This is a genomic window from Collinsella ureilytica (assembly GCF_019795105.1).
Lineage (GTDB): Bacteria > Actinomycetota > Coriobacteriia > Coriobacteriales > Coriobacteriaceae > Collinsella > Collinsella ureilytica.
Genome location: NZ_JAIMFO010000010.1, coordinates 1 through 14,927 on the forward strand (window position 1 = coordinate 1; position 14,927 = coordinate 14,927).

21 protein-coding genes are annotated in these 14,927 nt (G+C 51.5%); 19 read left to right on the plus strand and 2 right to left on the minus strand.

Annotated features, from left to right (window positions below; all coding sequences use genetic code 11):
• From K6V98_RS08210 to K6V98_RS08265, 12 genes are all read left to right on the plus strand, one after another.
• A partial coding sequence (locus tag K6V98_RS08210; RefSeq protein WP_222200050.1) for a conserved phage C-terminal domain-containing protein occupies positions 1 to 657 on the plus strand: 657 nt, incomplete at its 5' end.
• A complete protein-coding gene (locus K6V98_RS08215; RefSeq protein ID WP_222200051.1) occupies positions 638 to 1,390 on the plus strand; it encodes an ATP-binding protein in 753 nt (250 codons plus the stop codon). The genes K6V98_RS08210 and K6V98_RS08215, both read left to right, overlap by 20 nt.
• Positions 1,391 to 1,463: 73 nt before the next feature.
• Complete coding sequence (locus K6V98_RS08220) at positions 1,464 to 1,700, plus strand: hypothetical protein (protein WP_222200052.1); 237 nt, start codon at positions 1,464 to 1,466, stop codon at positions 1,698 to 1,700.
• Between the two features lie 295 nt (positions 1,701 to 1,995).
• Complete coding sequence (locus tag K6V98_RS08225) at positions 1,996 to 2,955, plus strand: DUF1351 domain-containing protein (RefSeq protein WP_222200053.1); 960 nt, start codon at positions 1,996 to 1,998, stop codon at positions 2,953 to 2,955.
• 10 nt (positions 2,956 to 2,965) lie between these two features.
• Positions 2,966 to 3,553: a hypothetical protein gene (locus tag K6V98_RS08230; protein ID WP_222200054.1), complete on the plus strand. Its 588-nt coding sequence runs from the start codon at positions 2,966 to 2,968 to the stop codon at positions 3,551 to 3,553.
• A 74-nt stretch (positions 3,554 to 3,627) separates the two neighbouring features.
• A complete protein-coding gene (locus tag K6V98_RS08235; RefSeq protein WP_222200055.1) occupies positions 3,628 to 4,275 on the plus strand; it encodes a hypothetical protein in 648 nt (215 codons plus the stop codon).
• A gap of 156 nt (positions 4,276 to 4,431) precedes the next feature.
• On the plus strand, positions 4,432 to 4,737 hold the full coding sequence (locus K6V98_RS08240) for an FmdB family zinc ribbon protein (protein WP_222200056.1): 306 nt from the start codon (positions 4,432 to 4,434) through the stop codon (positions 4,735 to 4,737).
• 9 nt (positions 4,738 to 4,746) lie between these two features.
• Complete coding sequence (locus K6V98_RS08245; protein ID WP_222200057.1) at positions 4,747 to 5,232, plus strand: hypothetical protein; 486 nt, start codon at positions 4,747 to 4,749, stop codon at positions 5,230 to 5,232.
• A gap of 196 nt (positions 5,233 to 5,428) precedes the next feature.
• Complete coding sequence (mihF, locus tag K6V98_RS08250) at positions 5,429 to 5,758, plus strand: integration host factor, actinobacterial type (protein ID WP_222200058.1); 330 nt, start codon at positions 5,429 to 5,431, stop codon at positions 5,756 to 5,758.
• Between the two features lie 160 nt (positions 5,759 to 5,918).
• Positions 5,919 to 6,206, plus strand: a complete 288-nt coding sequence (locus K6V98_RS08255; protein ID WP_222200059.1) for a hypothetical protein — start codon at positions 5,919 to 5,921, stop codon at positions 6,204 to 6,206.
• Between the two features lie 548 nt (positions 6,207 to 6,754).
• Positions 6,755 to 7,159: a hypothetical protein gene (locus tag K6V98_RS08260; protein WP_222200060.1), complete on the plus strand. Its 405-nt coding sequence runs from the start codon at positions 6,755 to 6,757 to the stop codon at positions 7,157 to 7,159.
• 61 nt (positions 7,160 to 7,220) lie between these two features.
• Positions 7,221 to 7,694, plus strand: coding sequence for a hypothetical protein (locus K6V98_RS08265; RefSeq protein ID WP_222200061.1), 474 nt, complete (start codon positions 7,221 to 7,223; stop codon positions 7,692 to 7,694).
• Positions 7,695 to 8,455: 761 nt separating this feature from the next.
• Here K6V98_RS08265 and K6V98_RS08270 read toward each other — a convergent pair.
• Positions 8,456 to 8,794, minus strand: a complete 339-nt coding sequence (locus K6V98_RS08270) for a hypothetical protein (RefSeq protein ID WP_222200062.1) — start codon at positions 8,792 to 8,794, stop codon at positions 8,456 to 8,458.
• A gap of 26 nt (positions 8,795 to 8,820) precedes the next feature.
• On the minus strand, positions 8,821 to 9,228 hold the full coding sequence (locus K6V98_RS08275) for a hypothetical protein (protein ID WP_222200063.1): 408 nt from the start codon (positions 9,226 to 9,228) through the stop codon (positions 8,821 to 8,823).
• A 359-nt stretch (positions 9,229 to 9,587) separates the two neighbouring features.
• Between K6V98_RS08275 and K6V98_RS08280 the strand changes: the two genes are divergently transcribed.
• The 7 genes from K6V98_RS08280 to K6V98_RS08310 all read left to right on the plus strand — a co-directional run bounded on the left by K6V98_RS08280 (position 9,588) and on the right by K6V98_RS08310 (position 14,907).
• Positions 9,588 to 9,818: a helix-turn-helix domain-containing protein gene (locus K6V98_RS08280; protein ID WP_222200064.1), complete on the plus strand. Its 231-nt coding sequence runs from the start codon at positions 9,588 to 9,590 to the stop codon at positions 9,816 to 9,818.
• 9 nt (positions 9,819 to 9,827) lie between these two features.
• On the plus strand, positions 9,828 to 10,061 hold the full coding sequence (locus K6V98_RS08285; RefSeq protein WP_222200065.1) for a helix-turn-helix domain-containing protein: 234 nt from the start codon (positions 9,828 to 9,830) through the stop codon (positions 10,059 to 10,061).
• Positions 10,058 to 10,636: a recombinase family protein gene (locus tag K6V98_RS08290; protein ID WP_222200066.1), complete on the plus strand. Its 579-nt coding sequence runs from the start codon at positions 10,058 to 10,060 to the stop codon at positions 10,634 to 10,636. Before K6V98_RS08285 ends, K6V98_RS08290 begins: the two co-directional genes overlap by 4 nt.
• Before the next feature lie 13 nt (positions 10,637 to 10,649).
• Entirely contained in the window at positions 10,650 to 10,940 is a 291-nt protein-coding gene (locus tag K6V98_RS08295; protein ID WP_222200067.1) for an STAS-like domain-containing protein, read from the plus strand.
• 64 nt (positions 10,941 to 11,004) lie between these two features.
• Positions 11,005 to 12,654 (plus strand): phage terminase large subunit, encoded by a 1,650-nt coding sequence (gene terL, locus K6V98_RS08300; RefSeq protein WP_222200068.1) that lies wholly within the window; start codon positions 11,005 to 11,007, stop codon positions 12,652 to 12,654.
• A 132-nt stretch (positions 12,655 to 12,786) separates the two neighbouring features.
• Positions 12,787 to 14,310, plus strand: coding sequence for a phage portal protein (locus K6V98_RS08305; RefSeq protein ID WP_222200069.1), 1,524 nt, complete (start codon positions 12,787 to 12,789; stop codon positions 14,308 to 14,310).
• An 18-nt stretch (positions 14,311 to 14,328) separates the two neighbouring features.
• A complete protein-coding gene (locus K6V98_RS08310) occupies positions 14,329 to 14,907 on the plus strand; it encodes a capsid assembly scaffolding protein Gp46 family protein (protein WP_222200070.1) in 579 nt (192 codons plus the stop codon).
• Positions 14,908 to 14,927 lie beyond the last annotated feature (20 nt).

The window sequence follows — 14,927 nt, forward strand, 5'->3', positions numbered from 1 at the left end:
GCTCTAGCAGAGGGCTACCAAACGCCTAGCAAAGCTCTAGCAGAGGGCTACCAAACGCCTAGCAAAGCTCTAGCAGAGGGCTACCAAACGCCTAGCAAAGCTCTAGCAGAGAAACACGAGGTAAACGGCAATTTATCTTCAGCAAACCTTAAAACTCCAATTCTCATCGCCGACGAGCTAGAACTCGCTTTCCCTCACGACCCTCAAGAAAGTAACCCTTCCTCAGTAGAAATTGCAGGTAGAACAGTAGTTTCGACTAAATGCGAACCTGAAAAATTGAGATCCAACGGGGAAGAGGGAATGGGGGATATAGGGGGTAGGGGGAGTGTGAGGGGGAAGGGGGAAGAAGGGGGCAAGGGAGAAACCCTGCACCCAATTCCCTACGCCGAAATCATCTCCGCTCTGAACGCTCGCACCGGCTCTGCCTACCGAGCCTCAACCGAAGCTACTCGCCGTCGCATCCGTGCCAGGTGGGCAGAAGGGTTCAGGCTTGAGGACTTCTTGCAGGTCATCGACAAGAAGGCTGCCGATTGGGGGCATGACCCGAAGATGGCACGCTACCTGAGACCTGAGACGCTATTTGGAACGAAATTTGAGGGCTACCTGCAAGAACGGCAAGCTTTGGGGGGTGAAGATTATGCGATCTACGACATCTAAGCAGCCGGGAGTTTGTCCGTTTTGCGGCTCTGAGCTGGAAAAACTTATTGTCAAAAGCCCTTTCGGCGGCGATATGACAATCGGTTTTGCACCCTGTACCTGCGAAAAGTCGCAAAAAGCAGAGCGAGAAAAGCAACGGCGAATTGACGCAGAAATCAAGGCTGAGCAGGAAAAACAGTTTTACAGCCGACTCAAGACAGCGGGAGTCCCTGAGCGCTACCGAAAGGCAGCGCATGAGATGGCAAAACCGCTGGCAGCAAAGGTTTTAGGCGGCTCTTCGGTGTACATTTGGGGAGCAAACGGCACCCTCAAAACCACGCTTGCCTCAGCGATTGTCCGCGAGCTAGTCTGGCGTGGCAGAAAAACGCAGATGATCAACGCAGTTGACCTGCTCATTGAGCTTCAGAGCACCTACGGCACTCCACAGGCAGAAGCCGACGTCATCGCCCGGTACTCGAAAATTCCCGTGCTGGTCATCGACGATTTGGGCAAAGAGCAGCAGACCGCTTGGACGGTTTCGAGGCTCTACGCGATCGTGAACGGGAGAGACGGCGAGATGCTGCCTACGGTCGTGACCTCGAATTTCAAGCTTTCAGACCTCGCCGGGCGCATGGGTGCCTGCGACCCCTCAACGGCTCGAGCAATCGCTTCAAGGCTGGCTGGTACCTGCGAAATTTACGGGGCAACAGGGCATGATCGCCGCGTGGCTAGCGGTCAGAAAAACAGATACTGACCGTATAAAATTTCTATAAAGTCGTATAAGACTTTCAGAATAATCATAAAAACAAGATTAGGGCGGTTACTCGATGCTGAATGCAGATGCACGGGAGTCAGTGACTCAGGCTGCCTACCACTCCACCATCAACGATCAGGCACAATGTGCCATTTCCCATGGTGAGCGAGTCGTTGTGAAAGACGAGAATGACCTGTTCGAAGTCATCTCCGTTGACGCGATCAGGGGACGGATCCAAGCCAAAAGCGACTCCGGCGAAATTCGGACTCTTGAGATTGAGTCGGTGTGCAAGGCTCCAAAATGCCACTAAAACGAAACGTGGGCTTCAACAGAAGGCGATAAACCCCAAACCCTAGCAAGTACCCATAAGGGAGTTTGGAAGCCGAAAAAAGCTATCTAGAACGCGCCAGAATGAAAATATCGAGTTGCTTGTGCGAAAGTGAGCGGTTTTTGGATGCGTTGACGGTAGGGTTTGGCTCTGCTCGAACAGACAGGGTCGCTCGGGCAGGGATTGGCAGCGAGCCGAAGCGAAAAATCAGTTCGGAAAACCTGATGTTTAGAAGAAGTCAAGAAATTCAAATTAAGGAATAATAGAAGGACAAGTTATGAGTAAGCAAGAAGCGGGCACAGAAATTGTACCTCTGGTTGTTGATACCTCGCTTTTACCTCAAGCAAATACCATCCAAGGCAATCTCGCTGAGGTGCAGCGGATGTGTATTGAGATCGCGAGTGCGTTCAACATTGCACCGACGATCAAGACGAGCGAGGACTATAAGAGCGCAAAAGCACGCCTCGCCTATTGGCGCAAATGCAGCAAACAAGTTGATGACGAGCGCAAACGTGTAAAGACCGCCTATCTAGCTCCGCTCACAACATTTGAGGCAGGCGTTAAAAGCTCAGTTTCTGCTTTGACAGAGGCGATCGACAAGCAAGACCGGATCGTTAAGGACTTCGAGAAAGAGGCACGCGTAAAGAAGCGTGAGCGCTTGGAGCAATACTGGGAGCAGACCTACCCGGCATACGCAACGTGCGCCGGGGACGCGAAAGAGCCGCTTGTCCCATTTGCCCGGATTGAAAACCCTGACTGGACAAAACGCATGAGCGAGATTGACAGCGACAAAGCAGGCTGCGAGGCGATGGATGCAGTCGCCGCTGAGCTTGCAAATGGCGAGTCGATCCTTGAGCGCTTTGGCGAGGAAATCCGCGTAGGTGCTCTCTCTGAGCTATACCGCACGCTTGATTTGAACACTGCAATTCAGCGAGCAGAAGCAGAGCAGCGCCGCCGTGAAGAGATCGCACGGGCACGCGCTCAGGTGCAGCCGAAGCCAGAGCCTGTAATTGCGAATAATGATCAGGTCACCCCAAGCCCACAACAGCCCCAAAACGTGCCTGCACCTACGCCTGCGCCCACACCTGCACCTGCACCTGTGACAGTGCCACGTGAAACAAAACCTGCTGAGCCGGTCTGCATTATCGAAATCCCGGTGTATGACGAGGCAGAGTGCGAGCACGTGGTAGCGATTATGCGGGCTAATGGCATTCATGGACGAGTTCACCGTTGCTAGGGAGACTGAGATGAGAGCACTCATTGCCTGCGAGGAGTCACAGGCGGTCACCTGTGCCATGAGGCGAAAAGGGGTCGAAGCATACAGTTGCGACCTGCTTCCGGCTTCTGGGGGACACCCCGAGTGGCACATCCAAGCAGATGCGCTGGAGGTTGCCAAGATGGCTTGGGACTTGGTGCTGGCATTTCCACCTTGTACGTCGCTCGCCGTCTCTGGGGCGCGCTGGTTTGAGGAGAAACGCCGCGATGGTAGGCAGCAGATGGGTATTGGTTTCTTCCTTGCATTCACTGCGCTTGACCACGTGCCTAAAGTCGCGATCGAAAACCCGGTGGGGATCATGAGCACTATTTACCGCGCACCAGATCAGATTATTCAGCCGTGGATGTTCGGTCACCCGGAGACCAAAGCCACGTGCCTTTGGCTCAAAGGGCTTTCGCCGCTTGTGGCCACACGCGACGTTCGCGCCGAGATGGAGCGTCTGCCCGAGTCTGAGGTACATCGTGTACACAGGATGGTACCTAGGCCTGATCGTGCCCGCATGAGGAGTAAGACGTATCCAGGGGTCGCTGCTGCAATGGCGGAGCAGTGGGGAAAGTGAACGAAACGAACGAGATATAGATCAGACCATCGCTGCAATTGGTGCGGCATTACAAAGAGCTAGGAGAAACAACAATGAGTGAAAACACTATCCCGTATGGGCTTTACGGGCTCCGAAAGTTAGCAAAAGATATTTACGATTATGTGGGGCTATGGAGTGTTTTGAAAGGTGGCACAGAAGCAGAGTGGGGCGTATCTTGCAAAGATAGAGGCAGCCTCAAAGATACCTTATTCCGCCTTGCCAACGAGATTGAGCAAGAGATGGGCGCACTATGCCCGACGGGAAACGTCGCGCTGAAGCTCTTCTGTGCTGACCTGTTGAAAATCGTTAATCATGATGCGCGGTATGACGCTGATGAAGCGCTTGAGGTCATAAAAAGGCTAGTCGCGCAAGGCTACGAAAGAGCTGGAAAAGGAAAAGACGGAATCAAGATTTTACCGGGCGATATCGTTTACATAGACACGCCAACCTTACGTGGAAAGCCGTTCACGGTGGTTATCTCGGATGATGATCACGTGCGAGTTCTTAGCCAAGACGGCGCACCCTACGGACTGTGCCCGGATGAACTGACCCATACCAAACCTGATGATTCATGGGAGCGGCTTGAGTGTGACATGGAAGCGTCCGTATACAAATATGCCCCATACGGCGACGAGATTATTGGCTTCATCCAACGCGCTAAAGCACTAGCTAATCAGGGGGCAGATGATGAGCACGAGTGATAAGGCTGGAGACGCTCATACCGCCCCTGAGAAGCCCAAAATCACACCTTATTCGCCTGAGTACTCAAAAGGGTACCGAGCTGGGTTTCTGAAAGGCTGGGACGGGTTTAAACGGCTCGTTGATCGCGGTGGGTACCCGGTAGAGGAGCAGAAGAAATGAATGAAGAGATTGAAATGACTGAAGAGTTTAAGCAAGGAATAGTGGCCTTGAAGGCAATAGCTCGCGAGTTGGGTGATTTGGTTGGAGCCACTGAGGAAAACACGGAGTGCCGCATTTTTTCATGGGCACGCGCGGACGAGTCCCCATTTCCTGATGAACTTGAGGGCTTACAAGAAAACATTTCGTTCTCACCGGAAGACACGTATGCATACATGTGTGATGCATGCGGCTGTGACTTTAGGTACGACAGAGGACTTAGCCCGTGTTATTGCCCTAATTGCGGGCGGAGAAACGTTATTTAGGGAGTAAAAATGACTAGACCTGATGATAGAGCAATGACACCGGGATACTACCCTGACGGGGTAACTGATGAGATGATAGAAAAAGCAATGGCTATAGATGAGCCGAAAACATGTAACTCATGCGCCTACTATTGCTGCCCAAGTGGCGATAGTGAGGGCATTTGTATGTATCAGTATGAAAGACTTCGCACCTTCTTCCCTGAGGACGCGGCGAAGTGCATTATTTTTGACTGGTGCGAGTGCGAACATTGGGTTGAGTACGGCGACAAGACCGTAGCTGAGCTAGTAGACGAAATGGCTTATTACATAGGAAAGTCCCCCGCCAAAAGAGGGTTAGAAGCCCTCAAAGACCTCGCTCGGGATATATGGCCGGGGACTGACCTCAAAAAGCTTTTAATGCCCGGCACAGACCCCAAATGGGGAACTACGGATCTACCGGACACGCTGCGCAGGATCGCTGCAGAAATCGAGGTGGAGCGTGAAGGAACTCATTAGGCTCTACGACGATGAAGGTGAGTTAGTAGGCTTCTGGTCGCCTGACACAGAGTGCGCCATATTAGGTGATGGGTACTACGTCTATCAGGAACCAGAAGAAGAGGAATAAGCGCGTATGAGTCTGTATAACGTGGCGAGAGCGCCACCTAAAAGCTCTGGTTATAAAACATACGTACATTCAAGAAAGGAAAATCACATGAGCAATTTACCAACAATGACCCCTGAGCAGCGCGAGGAAAACCGTAAGAAGGCAGTTGCAGCTCGAATTGAGCGCTCAGAGATTCTAGCCAAGCTGAAAGCCGGAGAGGTGAAGCTGACAGAGGTACTCGCTATGCCGATCATGAAGCGCGTGCGCCTGATGAACGTCATTTACTCCATTCCGGGTATTGGCAAAGTGAGTGCAGCTCGCATAATGACAGAGCTTAAGATCCCCGCTCAAAAACGTGTAAAGGGGCTGGGTGCAAAACAGCGCGAGCGACTCTTTGAGCGTCTTGCTCTAGTTCACTCTGCACAGGGGGTGCTTTAAGTGCGCTGTGTTGCTACAGTGTTTTGCATGTTAGCCGATATTTCCCTTATGGCTTTGCTTTGTCTGTTCGGCTTTGCGGCGAGAAATGAGCGCCGGTAAGACAAAGCCACCTGCATTGGAGAGATTCCGAGGATACCTTCTGCGCTCAGTTGATTTAGAGATGAGAAAAGAGCGCCTAGCCCGTTGCCCAAAAGGAATGCGTCAAGCCCACCGCTACATTATGGAGATTGACGAGCGAGCAATTGAGAGAGGCTGGGAAGAGGTTGTTACAGTCGAGCGTAACTACTCTGAGCGAGCAGCAAAATTGCTGGCAGATCATTATCTGTTCGGCATGTGCTGGCAGGATGCAGCTACAGAGTCAAAGCTGGCAATTGATAAGGCTAAAAAAGAAGCTTATGCAGCCCTAATATGGCTTGATACGCACGATAGATCCAACCAAACCAAATAGGATTGAGCCACGAGTACACACGTGTTGGCTTGGGGGTTCGCCAAATGAATAAGACTGTAAAGAGTCCATTTGCGCGTGCCTTTGTACCCTGGCTTTGCGAATGGGAGGCGCTGGGTCTTACCGGAACCCAAGAGAGGGTGTTACTTCTAATCATTTCTAGGATGCGCAGAAGCGGTAATATGTGGGTGGGCAATTATAGGAGAAAAGATGCTGCCCGTGTCCTCAACATTGGGGAGCGGGCAGTGTCCAATGCAATACACGCACTCACGAAAAAGGGAGTCCTGAAAAAACTCAACAACTCTGCTCCGGGAAGGGAAGTGATCTACCAAATCATGCCAAAACAACCGTTTGTTACATCAGGGGAATAGGAAAAAATGGTACTGCTGGGAGAAGTACTGAATGGTACTGCTCTGGGAAGTACCGTCTTATATATTTATATATTATATATTATTAATAAAGAATATTACTTAGAAAGAAAGTAAGTAAGAAGAAAAAAGAAAATATTATAAAAGAAAAAAGAAGAACGAAAGAAAGAAATGGGAGGTGACATGGGGAAAAAGCGATACAGAAAAGAGACTGAGTTGAGCGTGGGAGAAGCTGCGCTGCTCTTGTTGCTATGCCCGTCTAAGTATCCCGGTGATGAGTGGAGAGTTGAGGAGTTAGGAGACCCCAAGACTACCCCCTCGAATATGGCACCGAGTGTTGTACCGGGTGAAGCTCTCCGTGATTCTGCACGACTGTTGGTTGAAAAGGGTTTAGCTGAAAAGAGAGGGAACAAATTCACTTTCACGAAGGCAGGAGAGAAACTTTGGCAAACAATCCGCCCGAGAGGATGGGCAGATTCTCGAAGGCAAACAGCAGCGTGGGAGAGGAAAAAGAATGACAAGCGTAGGCAGAGGCGGAAAACCCAAGGGGAAGCCAAGAGGAAAGCCGAATCGGGCGATCAAGAATGAATGCCCGCAGCTCAAGAAGCCAGAGAGAAACGCTGACTCGATTGAGTTTGTGAAAGAGTACATGTCCTGGCCAATGGTGGATATGGCAGACCCGGAGGCAGTGAGAAGGCGAGCGCTGGAGTATCTGGACTTGTGCGCTCAATACGATACAAAGCCGTTGGTTTCGGGGTTATGTATCGTGATGGGGACAAACCGCGATGAGGTGACCAAATGGGCGAAGGGGCAGAAGACGAGTTTGGGGTATAGGCTTAGCCCCGAGTCCTCGTTAGAACTTCAAAATGCTTTGGCAAATCTTGAGGTACTTTGGGAGTTTGCGATGCAGAACAATGGCTACCGAAATCCCGTAACAGGAATTTTTCTCGGTAAGAACAATTTCAACTACAAAGACATCTCAGAAACCGTCATCAGGCATGAAAGTGCCAGCGCAGGACCCTCAAGGGCACAACTCGCAGAGAAATATGCAGCTGCACTTCCTGCCGAAGATGTGCGGGTTGAAGATCCTGATGAGCCGAAGCGACTTTCGAGCGGAGACTAGCGACTTTGCCCTGGCTGCCTGCGACTTTCACGCGACTTTCGCCCGACTTTCGCGAGAAAATTTCCGCGCGACTTTCGACTTTCAAAGCGACTTTCGACTTTCGTATTCGATTTTTAGATTGAGATTTACGCAGGTAGGTACAGGTTTTCACGCTAAAATAGAGAGCCTCCATCCGGTTTCCGGGTGGGGGCTTTCTGCGTTTAAGGAGTACTCTCTGCGCCAAATTTATACGCTAGCAACTGCGCATATCCTATCAAAAGCGCTACAAGCCGTCTAAACGGCTAGCGTTATAGCTATGTGGATACTTATAGCCCTTATGGTTTTAGGATCGCAAATAGATAGGTTAGAGAAGCGTGCAGGGGCATTTTAGAAGTCCGCACAGCCGGCATTTTAGAAGCCTGTAAAGATTGGTGAGCCAGGGCATGGGTCGAGCTGCAGGCGCTTGCGGCTCATAAGCCGTCTAGCCAGGGCGTAATGTATAACCCCCTGCGATGGGTAAAAGAAAGGGGCGCCCCTGCGGACGCCCCTAAGCTCAGTTATGTATGGGGGGTTAGTACTTATCTTTGAGACCCCAGATTACTCGAATCGGCAGCGTGAGGATCTCGAAGAAAACAAATAGGACGAACCACATAATATCCCGCCTTACGTTGTTGATCTGTTGTCATTATAGCGCCCATGTGCTAGGCTATGAGCCGGGCGGTTAAGAGTCGCAACCTCAACCGCTCCCAGTATAAACTTAGGTGTAGACGGCGTCTAGGTTGTTACTCTTCGTCTTCACCGTCGTCTCCGTACACCTCTGCGCGGTAGTCATCGCCGGTGTATTCTTTGACGTCGAGGGGGTCTAACCATTCATCCGGTTCGCCGTCGTCGTCTACAGTGCAGCACTCGAGCCAAACAGCGCGTCCGGTGTTGAGGCGGGCGTTTAAGCTACGATCAGAATCTATAAGCGCTTGGCGTGCGCTAGTGCTGTGGTATGCCGCCCATGCCGCCGCTTCATCGTTGTAAACGCCCCGCGTCCATTCCTGGCCGTTAACGTCCCATACTTTTAACGGGGTATTATTGGTCATATCTTTTAAAATAACGTGGTATTGCTTTTTCATGGTCGTTTCCTTCTGGTAGTGGGTTGTTAGAAAGACTTGTTGTTAAGCACGATTGTAATGGCGTGCGCCGCATGCCTTAGCGCCCATGCCTGATAGTACAGCGAGTCAATGTCGGGGATTTTGCCGTTAAATCGAGCTAGAATATCTTCGTAGTAGATTAATGACGAACCCCCCTCACTAAACTCACGCCAGTCTGCAGCGCCGTTTAGTAACGCGGCTTCTGCGTCTTCTACGGGGATAGCGGCTAGATCTACGTCGCAGTTTTCTAACAGATCGGCGGCGTATGCGGCTATGGCTTGCGTGCGCGCGGCGCAGCACATACCGGCGCTTAAAGCCCTGCACGTACGTAGGCATGGTGCCCATAGATGGGCATTGACGCCTGTAATGGTGGTTGGTACGGTTGCGGGGTCGCGTTGCTCGATCATTCCGGACATTGGGTTCTCCCTTCGTGGTGGTGGATGTAGCCTGTAGGCTGTTCATCTATTAATATAGCCTACAGACTGCACTATGCAACCGAAAGCAACCAGATTCACAATTCCTACATAGCCTATAGACTACATATATATGTGTGACGAAAACCTAAAACATAACGGACGCTATACAGCACGCCCATCAGGCGCACTAATATATATAGCGCGTTGTCACGCAGGGTACCGGACAGGGATTTAGAGACCCACTACACCCCTTGCTAAGCCCCCCGTCCCCCGAAAAAATAAAAAAGGGACTTGCAATCAAATAAATCATAGGCTAACCTGTAGGTTCAGTAAGCCTAGAACCTACTTAGGAGGAAGTTATGATGTTCGAGGATGTAATGAAGCAAATTATCGCAAGTCGCGGCCATACGCAGAAATCGCTTGCGCTAGAGGTGGGAGTTAAGCCCCCATCGCTCGCAAATGTGCTCAGGAAAAATAACCCGACCATAAATGGGTTATCTAAGTACCTTAAGGTCTTAGGCTACGACATTGCCCTTATCCCGACCGGCGCAAAGCTCACCGATGACTCATACATCATTACTCAGAAATAAGGTGTACCGATGTTTCAAGATGCAATGAAGCAAATCATTAAATCGCGTGGCTATACGATTTTAGGGCTTGCTGAACAGGTTGGAGTTAAGTACGGGTCATTGTCCGGCATTTTGCGGAAAAATAACCCGACCGTAAGCGGTATCTCAAAATACCTCCGCGTGCTCGGCTATGACATCGCTCTTATTCCAAACGGAGCGAAGTTGCCTGAGGGTTCCTACGTCATCACAAAGGAAGAGGAATGACTATCTACGGATACGCTCGTGTCTCTACGAAAACGCAGCAGCGGGACGGTAACTCACTCTCAGTTCAGCGCGAGCAGCTGCAAGAGGCGGGTTGTACAGTCGTTGTAGAGGAAGCCTATACCGGCACCACTACCGATCGCCCGAAGTTTGACCGCTTGCTTGAGTCTCTGAAATCTGGCGATACTCTCACCGTGGCTAAACTCGACCGCATGGCTCGTTCCACGGTAGAGGGCTGCACACTCGTTCGCGACCTCATCGCCAAAGGCATTACGGTCAGAGTCCTCAATATGGGAACGCTTGATGCTACCCCTGTAGGTAAAGTCATGGTCTCAGTCATGTTTGCAATGGCAGAATTCGAGCGTGACATGATCGTGCAACGCACCCAAGAAGGAAGAGCAGCAGCAAAGCTTCGCCCGGGCTATCGTGAAGGCAGACCGAAAAAAGAGGTTGATATCTCAGAGCTTCGCCACCACATGGCTTTAGTTGAAGCTGGCAAAGAGACCGTGGCTGATGCTTGCCTGGCGCTCGGTATCGGAAGGACGAAGTACTACGAACTCAGACGTAAGGCGGCGTAAGAAGAAGGCTTGCATGGTTATCAAGATTGCAGACTACGGTAGCATTGTCGGTACAAGATGTGCGGGTCGTGTTGCCTATGCGGACATCTTCCGTCGAACAAACGGGTTTTCAGAGCATATGGTCTTTGACTTCGAAGGTGTCACCATAGTCTGCAATTCGTTTGCCGATGAGGTCTTCGGTCGCATGGTTCATGAGTTGGGCTTTGACTACGTGAGAGCGAGTACTCACTTCAAGGGGATCTCAGGCGTAAATGCATGCGTGGTACGTGAGGCAATGGAAAGGCAGCGCGCAGCTCGCCATTAGCTCACTGCCTTTTACGTACCAGTCCCGCACGGGCTAACGGCTAGCTCGCAAGATGATGCTCAGTATGGGTATCTGCGAAAACATACTGGCATCTCTTGATCGCTCGCCAAAGGACTTGACCATCTACAAGGACTTGATGGCATACCTTGCGCATGAGCACGTAGCAGAGCGCACAAAACACACTGAGCTACTCGAAGCCCGCAAGCGAATTTCTCGTGCCCTGCGTGCTGGTTGGGCAGATGCTCGCTCCTTAGAAGCACTCGGGGGTATGTTGAGAGACGCTCTCACCATGGATGCAGTACACGACTTAGACGCATTCATGCAAGCAATGGAGTTTGATAGAGAGCCGGAAGAGCGCCTGTGGCTTCCTCGCAGGTCGCACCTTATGGTGTTATGCCAAGCACTACAGTGGTTCGAGACTGATAAGAAAGCAGAGCTTTTGTCTGTCTCCATGCCGCCTCGAACGGCTAAGTCCTCGACAGCGTGTATGGCTATGACGTGGCACATTGGCAGAAACCAAAACCCGTCAAATCTCATGACCGCACACTCAGGAAAACTCACAAAACACTTCTATGAGCAGCTCATCGCGTTTATGGAAGACCCGACGTATCGCTACAAAGAAATATTTCCTGATGCAGCCATTGTGCATCGATCAGCAGAAGATGAGTCTTTTCACGTGGGCAGACGCAGGGCTTATCCAACCTGTACGTGTCGCTCGGTTAACGGTACCTTGACCGGAGCTGTTGAGGTGGGTGAGGGCGGCTGGCTCTACTCAGACGACTTGGTAGAGGACTTGGAAGAGGCAATGAGTCCAAGACGCCTTGAGTCGAAGTGGGAAGCATACGTCAACCAGTGCTACGACCGTAGAAAGAAAGGCTCAAAGCAGCTCATGGTCGGCACTCGTTGGGATGTAGCAGACCCAATCGGTCGCATGGTTGGCTTGCATGATGGCGAGCCGGGCTTTCGGGTGCTCACGATACCGGCACTCGACCCGAAAACCGGAGAGTCGAATTTCGATTACATGTATGGCTTGGGTTTTGACAAACATTACTACCTCGATATGGAGCGCACCACCGACAAGGCTACCTTCGCTGCGAAATACAAAGGCGTGCCGATGGTGCGTGAGGGTCAGCTCTTTAATCCAGACGAACTTGAGCGCTACCTAACGCTTCCTCAAGGCGAGCCACAAGCCACAATTGCGGCAGTTGATACCAAAGGCACCGGGTCTGACTATGCAGCTATGCCGATTCTCTCTCGCTGGGAGGGCTACTCCAAGTGGTTTTTGGTTGGTTGCATCTGTGACAATGCAGCCCCTGATGTGGTGAATGGTCGTTTGGCAAATGCCATTGTGAACCATCGAGTGCAGCAGGCACGGTTTGAGTCCAATGCATCAGGCGGCGCATATGCTGATGCAGTTGCAAAAATGGTTGCAGACGCAGGACATCTTTGCTCGATTCAGAAGAAATACACCATGAGTTCCAAGCAAACGCGCATTCTCGCGGCGCAACCTTGGATCATTTCAAACATTATGTTTCCTGATGCGGGTTTGTATAGCGTCGGCTCTGACATGGAGCGCTTTATGGGGCAGCTGACCGGGTATGTGCTTGAAGGCAAAAACCCCAACGACGATGCGCCAGACTCACTCGCAATGGTGGCAGACATGCTCTTAAAGCCAAGAACTGCGCGCGCTCGTGCAGTGGCTCGCCCTATTTGATCTCGCACGACCGAACAGGTCTGTCTCTTCACTATCAGCCTCAGGGGTGCAGTCCCCATCGCGTACCGCCGGGTGTTTGGCTCCTCCTAGCCCCTGCACTCGGCGGACGACGCGAGACTAAAGGAGGGCTCATTGTCTGAGGCATCATTACAAATTCCACGGAGGGTCTATAAAGGGCGCTCTCGTGTCTTGAGTTCTGCTACGGTGATTGATGAGACAAACGTAGTTGATCAGCTCAACCACGCCTTAAACGCCTATGCTTCAAGTGTGGCAGAAATTGACTACCTGCATAATTATTTTTTGGGAAACCAACCTGTCTTATCTCGCAAAAAGCCAATACGCCCCACGATCAACAACCCCGTTGTTGAGAATCGTGCTTATCAGATCACCAAAGACCGCGCCGACTCGTTGGTAGGCGAGCCGGTGACTTATTCCGTGAGAGGAACCGGGGCAAAGACCCACGGTGACCTTGAGCGAGCAGCAGAAGAGGCAGATGAGCTATCTCATAGGGTGCAGCGCTTAAATGAGTGCTGCGTTGCCGCAGATAAACACGCCTGTGATACTGAGCTTGTTCAGTGGATGTGCGAGTGTGGCATTGGCTACCGGATCATTTTGCCAACAGAGGCAGTAGCCGGAGGCGGTGAGCGTCCCTTCGTGACCGCTTCGCTCGATCCACGATCAACCATGGTTGTACGTACCAATGACGTATTCAAAGAGCCGATTTTTGCGGTCAATACTGTTGTGAGCGAGGTTACAAACGCCCCTGTTCATACCATCTATACCACTACGCAGCGCTTTGTTGTAGAAAAAGGCAGGCTCATATCAGTTGGGGAAAATCCCTTAGGACAAATTCCGATCATCGAATACGAAGCCAACCCTGAGCGTATGGGCGTATTTGAGGCGGTCTTATCGCTGTTTGATGCGATTAATGAGGTTGAATCAAACCGGGTTGATGGCATTGCGCAGTTTATCCAAAGCCTCTTCGTATTTGAAAACGTAGATATGGACACTGATGAGTGGGAAGAGATGCTCGCAAAGGGCGCTCTGCTCATCTCGTCAAATGAGAGCTTAAATGCCAAGGTCTATGCCTTAAATGCTGAGCTAAACCAAGACCAGACCCAAACACTTGTCGATTCGCTCTATCGTACCGCGCTCTCAATTTGCGGCATGCCGTATAACATGGGCGGCTCTGCTTCTACCTCAGATACAGGAGCGGCTGTGACCATGCGTGATGGCTGGTCTAACTCTGAGAATCGCTGCAAAGAGACTGAGACGATGTTCAAGCGCTCTGAGCGGCGATTTATTGATTGCGCACTCTCGATTCTAAAAACAGCTGAGCATATCGACCTCAGCTCTTCTCAGATTGAGATTAAATTCACGCGCAGAAATTATGAGGCGATTCAATCCAAGGCGCAGGTCTTGACCACCATGCTTGGATCCGGTCAGGTACACCCGCGCCTTGCCTTTGAGCACTGCGGCATGTTCTCAGACCCCGAAGCAGCATACGACGCAAGCAGCCGATACGTCGATGAACTGCGAGCACTTGAGACAGCCATCCCCGGGCAGGATTTGCCCGGTTCAGATAGCGACGCAAAACAGGTGGCGGGCGTTACCGCCAGTGTGGCAGCTGAAGCAACCAGCGATACCAAAGCGTAGCCAAAGGAAGGGGATTAAATGAAGCGGGATTGGTTAAAGCAGCAGCTCGGAGATGCAGCAACTGATGAGTTGGTGGACGCCATTATGGCGAAGAACGGCTCTGACGTAAACGCAGCGAAGGCACAAAGCGAAGCCTTGCGAGAAAAGCTTGAGGCGGCAGATGCTCGGGTAGCTGAGTTGGCTGCAGAAGCAGACGGCAAGCTGAGTGAGGCTGAGCGCGGAAAGAAAGAGCTTGAGGCAGCAAACAAGCGTGCTGAGCGTGCGATTCGCGAGCTAAACGAAGCCAAGGCAGCAGCAATTCTTGCAGGCGCGGGTCTTTCTGAGGAGGAATATTCCCCTTTACTCGCAGGCATTGTGACCAGCGAGAAAGACAAGACCATTGCCAATGCACAAGCGCTCGCAGATCTGGTGTCTGCTCGTGTCAATGCGGCTGTCGAGCGCTCAGGGCGAGAAGCACTCGCAAACATGAAAGGACCTGAGGCTGGCGCTTCTGCAAACGGTCTTCCAGCGACCGCCTCGGAGTTCATGGCGCTTTCCTATGAGCGCCAGCTTGAGCTGAAGCGAGATAACCCGTCGATTTTGTCCCAATTGAAGTAAGCAAGCACATTAGAAAGGAT